The following is a 10,308-nucleotide window of genomic DNA, read 5'->3' on the forward strand; positions in this document are numbered from 1 at the left end:
GCGCCTGCTTAGGCAAGCTTCTCCTTGATCTCCTGGGCCACGTTCGAGGGAACTTCGTCGTAGTGGCTGAACTGCATCGTGTACTGGGCACGGCCCTGAGTGAACGAACGCAGCTCGTTGACGTAGCCGAACATGTTGGCGAGCGGGACGAATGCCTCGACCGCCTGCGCGTTGCCGCGCGTGTCGGTTCCCTGGATCTGCCCGCGACGCGAATTGAGGTCGCCGATCACGTCGCCGAGATAATCCTCGGGAGTGACGACCTCGACCTTCATCACCGGCTCGAGCAGCTTGATCCCGGCCTTCTGCGCAGCTTCGCGCATCGCGCCGCGACCCGTGATCTCGAACGCCACGGTCGACGAGTCGACGTCGTGGTACTTGCCGTCGATCAGGCGGATCGTGAAGTCGATGATCGGGAAGCCGATCAGGTGACCGCTCTCGGCCTGTTCGCGCATGCCCTTCTCGACCGACGGGATGTATTCGCGCGGAATGTTTCCGCCCTTGATCTCGTCTTCGAAAATGATGCCCTGGCCGCGTTCACCCGGGGTGACGACGACCTTGGCTTCACCGAACTGGCCCGAACCACCCGACTGCTTCTTGTGGGTGTAGGTGAGCTCGACTTCGCGGGCGAGAGCTTCGCGGTAAGCCACCTGCGGCGCACCGACATTGGCCTCGACCTTGAATTCGCGCTTCATGCGATCGACGAGAATGTCGAGGTGAAGCTCGCCCATGCCCTTGATGATGGTCTGGCCCGATTCGTGGTCGGTCGAGACGCGGAAGCTGGGGTCCTCGGCAGCCAGGCGGTTGAGCGCAACGCCCATCTTTTCCTGGTCGGCCTTGGTCTTGGGCTCCACGGACAGCTCGATGACCGGATCGGGGAATTCCATCCGCTCGAGAATGATCGGGTTGGCAGGGTCGCACAGCGTATCACCGGTCGTGGTCTCTTTCAGACCCGCGATCGCGACGATGTCGCCGGCAAATGCCTCTTCGATATCTTCACGCTCGTTGGAGTGCATCAGCAGCATGCGGCCGATCTTTTCCTTCTTCTCCTTAACCGAGTTCATGACGCTGCCCTTCGACAGCTTGCCCGAATAGATGCGGGTGAAGGTGAGCGAGCCAACGAACGGGTCGTTCATGATCTTGAAGGCGAGCGCGGCGAAGGGCTCGTCGTCCGAAGACGGACGCGAGGCTTCGGTCTCGCCATCGGGCAGAACGCCCTTGATCGCGGGAACGTCGATCGGCGACGGCATGTAGTCGATCACCGCGTCGAGAAGCGGCTGGACGCCCTTGTTCTTGAACGCCGAACCACACAGCACCGGCACGAAGGCCTGCTCGAGCGTGCCCTTGCGGATCAGGCGCTTGAGCGTCTTGGCATCGGGCTCGTTGCCCTCGAGATAGGCTTCCATCACCTCGTCGTCCTGTTCGACGGCGAGTTCGATCAGCTTCTCGCGGTACTCGGCCGCTTCGTCGGCCATGTCGTCGGGGATCGGGCCGAAAGTGTATTCAGCACCCAGGTCCTCGTTCTTCCAGGTGATCGCACGCTGGTTGACGAGGTCGACGAGACCGGTGAGGTTCGATTCGATACCGATCGGCAGGTACAGGACCGCCGGGGTTGCGCCGAGGCGATCGATGATCGACTGGACGCAATACTTGAAGTCGGCGCCGGTGCGGTCGAGCTTGTTGATGAAGCACATCCGCGGGACCTTGTACTTGTCGGCCTGGCGCCAGACGGTCTCGGACTGCGGTTCAACGCCGGCAACGCCGTCGAAACAGGCAACCGCACCGTCGAGCACGCGCAGCGAACGCTCGACTTCGATGGTGAAGTCGACGTGGCCGGGGGTGTCGATGATGTTGATGCGGTGCTTGGGCGTGTCGGCGCGCAGTTCCTTTGGGTCGCCCATCGGATCCATGTCGGGATCTTCCGGGTTCCAGAAACATGTGGTCGCGGCCGAGGTGATCGTGATCCCGCGCTCCTGCTCCTGCTCCATCCAGTCCATCGTCGCCGCGCCATCGTGCACTTCGCCGATCTTGTAGGACTTGCCGGTGTAATACAGGATGCGCTCGGTCGTGGTGGTCTTGCCGGCATCGATGTGCGCCATGATGCCGATATTGCGATAACGCTCCAGCGGATAATCGCGGGCCATGATTGAATTCCTTGGGTCTAGAGGGCGAGAGAACGTCTCAGCGCCCCATATAGTTACAAATGTGACCAGTTGAAGACACCCCGCCCGCAAGAGCGGGGCGCTTCACCGCAAGCCGCCTTACCAGCGATAGTGCGAGAAGGCGCGGTTGGCGTCGGCCATCCGGTGCGTGTCCTCGCGCTTCTTCACCGCGTTGCCGCGATTGTTGGCCGCATCCATCAGCTCGCCCGACAGGCGCGCGCTCATGGTGGTTTCGGGACGGCCGCGCGCGGCCCCGATCAGCCAGCGGATCGCGAGCGCCTGGGCACGCTCGGGACGAACCTCGACCGGCACCTGGTAGGTCGCTCCACCGACACGGCGGCTACGGACCTCGACCTGCGGCTTCACGTTATTGAGCGCATCGTGGAACAGCTGCACCGGATCGGCCTTGGCCTTGGCCTCGACCGTTTCGAGTGCGGAATACACGATACCTTCTGCAACGGCCTTCTTACCGTCGAGCATCAGGTTGTTCATGAACTTGGAAAGGACCTGATCACCAAACTTGGGATCGGGAAGGATAACCCGCTTTTCGGGCCTACGACGACGTGACATGTTTTTAAACTCCTTCGGAGTGGCCGCTCACATCCGTGAGCGTCCTGCGGCACCGGCCCTCACCCCCACCCGGCCACCCAAAGGATACCTCGCAAGGTGTCCGGGTGGGGATGAGGACCGCCGCCGCGCCTCAATTACTTCGGACGCTTGGCGCCGTACTTCGAGCGGGACTGCTTGCGGTCCTTGACCCCTTGCGTATCGAGCACGCCGCGAAGGACGTGGTAGCGAACGCCGGGAAGGTCGCGAACACGGCCGCCGCGGATGAGCACGACGGAGTGCTCCTGCAGGTTGTGGCCTTCGCCCGGGATGTAGGAGATGACCTCGCGCTGGTTCGTCAGGCGCACCTTGGCGACCTTGCGAAGTGCGGAGTTCGGCTTCTTCGGCGTCGTCGTATAGACGCGCGTGCAGACACCGCGCTTCTGCGGGTTCTGCTCCATCGCAGGGACCTTGGACTTGGCCTTCTGCGGAGTGCGGCCCTTGCGGACCAGCTGGTTGATCGTCGGCATATGAGTCTTTCTCTTCACCGTGTTGATGGTGACGACCCTGGCCGATCAAGATGTGAAGTGAGGCTTGGTCCCGCGCGAGCCGCACCCCGGACAAATCCGAGGAGCCGCCAAAGGCAGACCAAGCTGAAGCACTCCACCCGAGATACGGCCACTCGGCCACCGGGTTACTTTGACGGCTGCCTCGCAAATCGCGCCCTGTTTGAGGGAGCGACCCAATAGAAAAGGCCCTACTCGCGTGAGCAGGACCTGCGGGACAAATCCGGCAATGTTCAGCTCTATTGTTCGGGCGGGACTCGAAAGAGGCCCGTCCGGATGGCGGCGCGGTTAGCGGGATTGGGGGTGTGGGTCAAGGGCCTTGCGTCGGATCACGAACCGATCCGAGCAATCCTGAAGACTAACCATAAGGCGGAGAACAAATATAGAACTTCGAAAATTTTAATCGGTTTTAGCCTTGCAGCCTACAGATCTTCTTAAGGGGGAGTTAATGGAGTTTGGCTGAATATTGAATTACTTATCGAGTGGCAAGTCGAACTTTCCTTACAGAATAAGGTGAGTACTTTGGTAAATCGGTGGGTCGCTGAAAATGTCAAAAGCACGATACGCAAACCAGACTAGTCATTCGTCTAAAGTAGTCGCAAGAGAGCGACGGCAATTGGATCATCGCTGGAGCTGTAGCGAATATAGTTCACTCGTCCGGACGGCCGTCAGCTCGATCAATTATCGGATCGAAGCGAATGACAGCGACGTTTGTGATGATGTCATTCAGGTCGATACAAATTACATTGGAGGCACGGACGAAGACAACTTCATGATTGGCTCTTCGCAAATGCAGATGCCTCTCGCTGATCCTCGAACACCAATTTTGGATTCTTTGGAGTTCAAGGCTGGCAAAATCGGAAGTGGAAACAGTCCAAGCGAGATATGTAAGATAGCAGTAATGCTATTGCGAATGGCGAATGGCATCGAAGGCCGATCTACGTTTGAGCTAGAGTCAGCTGCATCCACGGAGGCTGCTGATATCCCCGTCGATGAACGGGTGTTTCTTCTCGCTTTAAGAGCGAAAGAGCACATGCGGCAAAGAACAGTTAGAGAGAAGTCGCTCCCTAATAAGCTGCTCGGTGAGCCCGCGTGGGACATGCTGCTGGAGCTATTCTGCGCAAAAGTGAGTGGAACTCGTCTTTCGATCAAGAGCGCGAGCATCGCATCAGGTGCCCGCGACACAACAGCGTTGAGAGTAATAGGCCAACTGATGGAAGCTGGCCTCGTAGAGCGCACACAATCGAGCGACGACAAGCGAGTGAAACTTCTCTCACTGACCCCCAAAGGTTTCGTCGCGGTCAGTCAAATTTTGGAAACGTACGCATGAGAAAAGTTCATAGGAACACGAAGATGAGACCACGATCAGATTTCGGCTCTGGTTCTAGCCAAGAAAAAGGCAAGGCTTTGTCGGCAGAGCAGGTGTTGATGCGAGGGTTCTCCAAGCCATACAAACGAAGGAAGAGAGAGCATCGGCGACGAGGCATACATAGGGACTTTGCATTTTTCCTCGCAAGCGCAACTGGATTTGGCGTATTGGCTTTGATCGTCGCCTTCTCCGGTTGAAAGTAACAAATGGAATTGCAGCTCGCGCCAACGTCTGCACCGCACACGGGTCGCTTTGATTTTCCTACACTCCAAGAATCTGCTTCATACCCCGGTCCTTAACCCTCTTCTCGAAAGGACCGCGCCATGAGCATACTTTCTTACGATCCGACCGAACCCCTCTCGCCCGGGCGTCCGCCCGCCGGCTGGCAGCCGCATTGGGGAGATGGCGATCAGCACCGGCACAACGCCAGCTGGCTCGCGCATGTCGAGGCGGGGCGGATCGGGGGCAATCCGCCCTGCCCTCCCGATGTCGCCGCCCGGCGCGAGGCGAACGAGCGCGTGCTGCGGGGTTTCTTCCGGGGGAGTAGGTAGCGGTCCTTGCGCCCGGTTTCGGGTGCGGGATGGCGGGGCTTGGTCCATGCGTCCGTAGAGTTATTTGTTTCGCCCTCATACGCCGGGCGCAGCGCATCCGCGCTGCTTGGCTTCGCGGCATAAGCCGCGGCGCGCAGTCGCGCGCTGGCTCGCTCCGCTCGCACCATTCCAAGCCTCGCTGGCTAGTCCCGGCTCCTGGTCACGGCAGTCAGAGGCCGACCGGCCGCCCGCAGCGGGTCCGTAGCGAAGCGGAGGACGTCTAGCGAGGATTGGCCCCGGATGGGGCCAAGCACACAAAGACTCCGCCCGGAAGAACCACCCGACGCTCTTGGTCGAGACCCCTTCCACACGCGCCGGCGCTTGAGACGAAACAAACAACGCAAAACCCCTCCCCACGCGCCCCCACCACTCCCCTCACCCCTCTCCCCAAGGATCACCGCCCATGACCAACCTCCGCGCCACTCCCCGCCAGGCCACCAGCGCCGTCGCGCATACTGCTGCCCCGCCCTCGCCCGACGACCCGCTGCTCACCTTCGATCCCGTCCCGCATGTCGCGCCGCGCTCCAATTCGATCACGCCCGATCTTCAGCGCGCCTTCATCGCTCATCTCGCCGCCACCGGCATCGTCGCCGAGGCCGCGCGGCATATCGGCAAGTCGCTTGAGGCGATCTACAAGCTGCGCTCTCGGCCCGGGTCGCAAGGCTTTCGCGCGGCTTGGGAGGCGGCGGTGGATCGCGGGGTGGCGCGGCTCGAAGCGGGTGCGCTGGCGCGCGCGATCGAGGGCGAGGAGCGGCTGGTCATCGCGGGCGGCGAGGTCGTGGGCACCGAGATCCGCCACAAGGACGCGCTCACCATGTTCTTCCTGCGCAGCCGCCTGCCCCAACGCTATGGCGCGCATGCGGCCTCGGGCGCGCTCGAGCCGGGGCATCCGGCCTATGACGCGCTCGCCGCGCGGCTTCGCGCCGAGTGGGAGGATGAACAGCGCGCCGAGCGCATGTCGGAGGAAAACCGCGAGGCCAACCGCGCCTTTTTCGCCGGGCTGAAGGCGCGCTGGCGCTCGGAATGGGAGGCGGAACGCGAAGCCGCCGCGTCAGGCGGAAACGGGCAGGCCGGGCGCATCTAGCGCGTAGATATAGAGATCGCAGGTCCCGATATGAGTGACCTCGTGATCGCGCAAATGCGCCTCGCGCGCGAAGCCGAGGCTTTCGAGCAGGCTGACAGAGGCGGTGTTGCGCGGGTCGACCTCGGCGATGATCCTGCGCTTGTTCTCGGCGAAAAGCTGCGCGATCAGCGCGACCATCCCTTCGCGCGCAATACCCTGGCGCTGGCGTTCGGCGCAGGTGATGTAGCCCACCTCCTCGGCCTGCGGGTCGTCTGTCGGCACCGCGACGAAGCGGGCGACGACCGTGCCTTCATTGTCCTCCGCGATCCAGGTGCGACCGTTCCATTTCGGATCGGCGAGCCAGCCGCGCAATTCCTCCGCGCTCTCGAAGGCGGGGCGCGAGAGGTAGAGGCATTGCTCTGGGTCCGACAGGGTGGGGAAAAGCGCGTGTTCATCGCCGCTCGCCAGCGGGCGCAGCCTCAGCCGCGCTGTCTCGAGCACCGGGGTGTCAGCCACCGGTGAGAAAGGCGACCAGCGCCTTGACCTTCTTTGATCGCCATTGCGGGACCGGGGCGACCAGCCAGTAGGCGCGGCGGCTTTCATCGGGTTCGCCGATCGCTGCCAGTTGCCCGCGATCGAGCGCGCCCTGGACCAGCAGCAGCGGGAGCACGGCGCGGCCCATCCCAGCAATCGCCGATGACAGCGCCTGGCCCGCATTGCCCGCCTTGATGCAGGCGCGCACGCCTTCGGGCAGCGGCGCTCCGGGCCATTCGATCCAGGTCTCGGGCGCCCCGCCAGCTTCGGCCGGACGTTCCACGGTCACGCGATTGCCAGCCGCCAGCTGCACGCCTTCTAGCTCGCCCGGCCCGTCGACCAGCCGGATCGCGAGGTCGAGATTAGCCTCGGTGAAATCGGCGTTCTCATTGGCGACGATCGAATAGACCACGCCCGGGGTGCCTGCCTGGAATTCGGCCAGGCGCGGGGCGAGCCACTGGGCGTAGAATTCGCGCGGGGCGGCGATGGTGTAGCGGTCCGAGGATTGCCCCGCCTGCATCGCGGCGACGCTTTCCTCGAAGCGCAGGAAGCCTTCGCGCAAGGGGTCGAGCCCGGCCGCGCCCTCGGGCGTCAGTTCGAGCCCCTTCGAGGTGCGGCGGAACAACACGACGCCCAAATGATCCTCAAGGGCGCGGATCTGCTGGCCCACGGCCGCAGGCGTCACCGCGAGCTCGTCGGCCGCGCGGGTGAACGACAGGTGGCGCGCCGCCGCGTCATAGACGCGCAGGGCATTCAGGGGCAGGTGCGTGCGTTTCACAGGGGCAAGCGCTTAAGGGCGCGCGCGCGGGACCGCAAGACGAAGGCTGGTTGTCGCCCTGAAACGGGAACTTGCCGATGCGGCGGCGCTCAAAGGCGCGGCTGGCCGTCCTCGGCCTCGGCGGGAGCGGCGAGCGGGAAGAAGGGAATGCGCACTTCGAGCGGCGTGCCCTCGGCATTCACGAAGGTGTAGAACCCTTCCATCGAGCCGTGCGGGGTCGTCAACGGGCAGCCCGAGACGTAATCGTGGCTTTCGCCGGGCGAGAGATGCGGCTGTTCGCCGACCACGCCTTCGCCGTCGACATGGTTGACCATCCCGCGCGCATCGGTGATCCGCCAGTGGCGGGTGCGCAGCTGGATCGCCTCGTGCGAGCCGTTCTCGATCCGGATGTGATAGACCCAGAACCACTTGCCCGCCTCGGGATGCGATTGTTCGGGAAGGAAACTGACAGCCACCCGAACGGTGACCCCTTCGGTCGTGGCAGCGTGTTGGAACAGTTCTTTCATACCACGACCAAGGTAGCGATTCCTTGGCCGGTCTCAAGGGGCTGAACCGGGGTAATCCACCTCGGCGCACGCAATCCGCGCGCAAGGGGCGCGCGAGGGGAAGCGCGCTAGCCGCGAGCGATCACGGCGCTGCCGTAGCGTCAACGGGCGGCGGGTCGGCAGGATTGTGCTCGGCGAGAAACGCGACCAGCGCATCGTACCATTTCTGCTCGTTTGCCGCCTTGGTGAAGCCGTGGCCCTCGCCCTCGATCAGCAGGGTGACGGGTCGGACCGGAGCATCGCGCGTGGCGCGGTCGAAGGCATGGTATTGCGAGACCGGGACGCGGCGGTCGCTGGTCCCGTGCGCCAGCAGCACCGGGCGGCTCAGCGTCTGTGCCAGGTTGACCGGCGAGAATTCGTCGAGATCGGCATCCTCGCCCTCTTCGCGCCGGCGCAGGTCGCGCGCCTGCTCGCGCCCGAGATAGCGGCGATCATAGCTCAGCATCCGGTCCCAGTCGGTCACCCCGGCCCAGCTTGCCGCACAGGCATAGCGTTCGGGATTGCGCAGCACCGCCCACAGCGCCGCGAACCCGCCATAGGAACCGCCCACCACGCATACCCGCGCGGGATCGGCAAGGCCTTCTGCCACCGCCCAGGCCATCGCGTCGTCGATATCGTCCTGCATTGCGCGCCCGACCTCGCCATGGCCGGCCTCGGCAAAGGCCTGGCCGTATCCGCCGCTCCCGCGATAATTGGGCTGGAGGACCGCGTAACCGCGATTGGCGAGCAATTGCACCTCGTCATTGTATTCGAGCTTGTCGCGGATCCCGAAGGGCCCGCCATGCGGCATGATGACGAGCGGGAGCGCGCTGGGCTCGACCCCGCGCGGGAGCGTGAGATAGGCGGTGATCATCAGCCCGTCGCGCGCGCGGTAACGCACCGGACGCGGCCGCGCGAGCGCGGTGAAATCCACTTCGGGGCGGTAATTGTCGAGCAGGTCGAGCCGGCGTTCCCCGGGCGAGAAGATGTAGAGAGCGCCCGGATCGGATTCGCTTCCGCCCCAGATGAGCATCCGGTCATTGTCGCGCGAGCGGGTGACGATGCGCAGCTGGTCGAGCCCCACTGCATCGCGCAGCCGCTCGAACAGGACGCCCATCTCCTCGTCGAACCATTCGATCCGGTCACGGTCATCGGTGTAGAGCGCGGCCAGCGGATTGCCCTCGCGGTCGAGCCACAATTCGTTCACGTCCCAATCGGGGTGCTGGTAGAATGTCTCGAGCGTCTCGCCGGTGCTGTAGTCGAACAGCCGCACCCCGACGCGCTCGTTCTCGTCCTCTTCGAGAACGTAGCCGCGATCGCTTCCGGAACGGATCTGGACGACGTGCCAGTAGCGCACGCGGTCATCGCCACGGCGCAGCTTGTCGACCAGTTCGAAATCGTCATCCGCGGTGTCGCGGTAATAGATGCGCATGCGCTTGCCGCGATAGCCGATGCCCATGCGCACCGTGCCGGCATCATCGGCATACCAGTTCCAGACCCCGCTCTTGGGCTTGACCACGCGTTCGCGCTCGGCGCCAGGGACCAGCTGGTAGCGATAGACCGAGGGGTCGCTGCGTATGCCGCGCTGGACCGATACGAGCGCGAAGGCGCCGTCATCGTCGACATGGATCAGGTCGCCGCCCCACAGCAGGTCGCCGGGCACGTCGAGCATCCAGGTCTCGTCGGTCGCGATATTGCGCACGAACAGCCGGTTGACCCGCACCGGGATGTCGTAGAATTTGCCGCGCATCGAGATCGAGAAGATCAGCTTGTCATTGCCCGCCCAGCGGAACCAGTCGATCCGCTGGTCATCGCCCAGCTTGTAGAGCTTGAGCGCGTCCTGCGTGGCGGCATCGAGCAGCAGGATGTCGTTGCGGCCCTCGTGCACGCGGCGGATCGCGAGATGCCTGCCATCGGGGGACATGGCAAAGTCGCGATAGGCGCTGCGCGCGGCGAAATGCTCGGTCGCGATTGCCGCGGGGCGCTCGGCCTCGGCCTCTATTGCGAGATCGGCAAGCCGCGTGGGCGCATCGGCCCGCGGCTCTGGCTGGGCGTGCAGCGCGCTTGCCGCAAATGCGGCCAGAAGGCTCGCGCGAAACAGGAATTTCATGGTGCGTCCCCCCGGCGATCCGGCGACTCGGATCGGGCCCAAGCCTATGGCGAAGCGGCGAAATTGCAA

General features: G+C 63.6%; 10 protein-coding genes. 3 read left to right on the forward strand and 7 right to left on the reverse strand.

What is annotated here, in order from left to right:
• Positions 1–8 precede the first annotated feature (8 nt).
• The 3 genes from fusA to rpsL all read right to left on the reverse strand — a co-directional run bounded on the left by fusA (position 9) and on the right by rpsL (position 3,235).
• Positions 9–2,141, reverse strand: a complete 2,133-nt coding sequence (fusA, locus tag ACKTSM_RS10460; protein ID WP_407874593.1) for an elongation factor G — start codon at positions 2,139–2,141, stop codon at positions 9–11.
• A 117-nt stretch (positions 2,142–2,258) separates the two neighbouring features.
• Complete coding sequence (rpsG, locus tag ACKTSM_RS10465) at positions 2,259–2,729, reverse strand: 30S ribosomal protein S7 (protein WP_007164629.1); 471 nt, start codon at positions 2,727–2,729, stop codon at positions 2,259–2,261.
• 134 nt (positions 2,730–2,863) lie between these two features.
• Complete coding sequence (gene rpsL / locus ACKTSM_RS10470) at positions 2,864–3,235, reverse strand: 30S ribosomal protein S12 (protein ID WP_007164630.1); 372 nt, start codon at positions 3,233–3,235, stop codon at positions 2,864–2,866.
• A 652-nt stretch (positions 3,236–3,887) separates the two neighbouring features.
• On the opposite strand from rpsL, the gene ACKTSM_RS10475 reads away from it, so the two are divergent.
• The 3 genes from ACKTSM_RS10475 to ACKTSM_RS10485 all read left to right on the forward strand — a co-directional run bounded on the left by ACKTSM_RS10475 (position 3,888) and on the right by ACKTSM_RS10485 (position 6,314).
• A complete protein-coding gene (locus ACKTSM_RS10475; protein ID WP_407874594.1) occupies positions 3,888–4,601 on the forward strand; it encodes a winged helix DNA-binding protein in 714 nt (237 codons plus the stop codon).
• A 362-nt stretch (positions 4,602–4,963) separates the two neighbouring features.
• The gene (locus ACKTSM_RS10480) at positions 4,964–5,191 is read left to right on the forward strand and encodes a hypothetical protein (RefSeq protein ID WP_407874595.1); all 228 of its coding nucleotides are present in this window, start codon (positions 4,964–4,966) and stop codon (positions 5,189–5,191) included.
• A gap of 442 nt (positions 5,192–5,633) precedes the next feature.
• Positions 5,634–6,314, forward strand: a complete 681-nt coding sequence (locus tag ACKTSM_RS10485) for a hypothetical protein (protein WP_407874596.1) — start codon at positions 5,634–5,636, stop codon at positions 6,312–6,314.
• On the opposite strand, the gene ACKTSM_RS10490 is transcribed toward ACKTSM_RS10485, so the two are convergent.
• From ACKTSM_RS10490 to ACKTSM_RS10505, 4 genes are all read right to left on the reverse strand, one after another.
• Positions 6,282–6,809, reverse strand: a complete 528-nt coding sequence (locus ACKTSM_RS10490; RefSeq protein WP_407874597.1) for a GNAT family N-acetyltransferase — start codon at positions 6,807–6,809, stop codon at positions 6,282–6,284. The two genes, ACKTSM_RS10485 and ACKTSM_RS10490, sit on opposite strands and share 33 nt — an antisense overlap.
• On the reverse strand, positions 6,802–7,605 hold the full coding sequence (locus tag ACKTSM_RS10495) for a LysR family transcriptional regulator (protein ID WP_407874598.1): 804 nt from the start codon (positions 7,603–7,605) through the stop codon (positions 6,802–6,804). Before ACKTSM_RS10495 ends, ACKTSM_RS10490 begins: the two co-directional genes overlap by 8 nt.
• A gap of 89 nt (positions 7,606–7,694) precedes the next feature.
• The gene (gene apaG / locus ACKTSM_RS10500; RefSeq protein WP_407874599.1) at positions 7,695–8,111 is read right to left on the reverse strand and encodes a Co2+/Mg2+ efflux protein ApaG; all 417 of its coding nucleotides are present in this window, start codon (positions 8,109–8,111) and stop codon (positions 7,695–7,697) included.
• Between the two features lie 121 nt (positions 8,112–8,232).
• Positions 8,233–10,239: an alpha/beta hydrolase family protein gene (locus ACKTSM_RS10505; RefSeq protein ID WP_407874600.1), complete on the reverse strand. Its 2,007-nt coding sequence runs from the start codon at positions 10,237–10,239 to the stop codon at positions 8,233–8,235.
• Between the last annotated feature and the right edge of the window lie 69 nt (positions 10,240–10,308).

This window comes from Qipengyuania nanhaisediminis, assembly GCF_045862805.1.
GTDB classification, from domain to species: domain Bacteria; phylum Pseudomonadota; class Alphaproteobacteria; order Sphingomonadales; family Sphingomonadaceae; genus Erythrobacter; species Erythrobacter nanhaisediminis_A.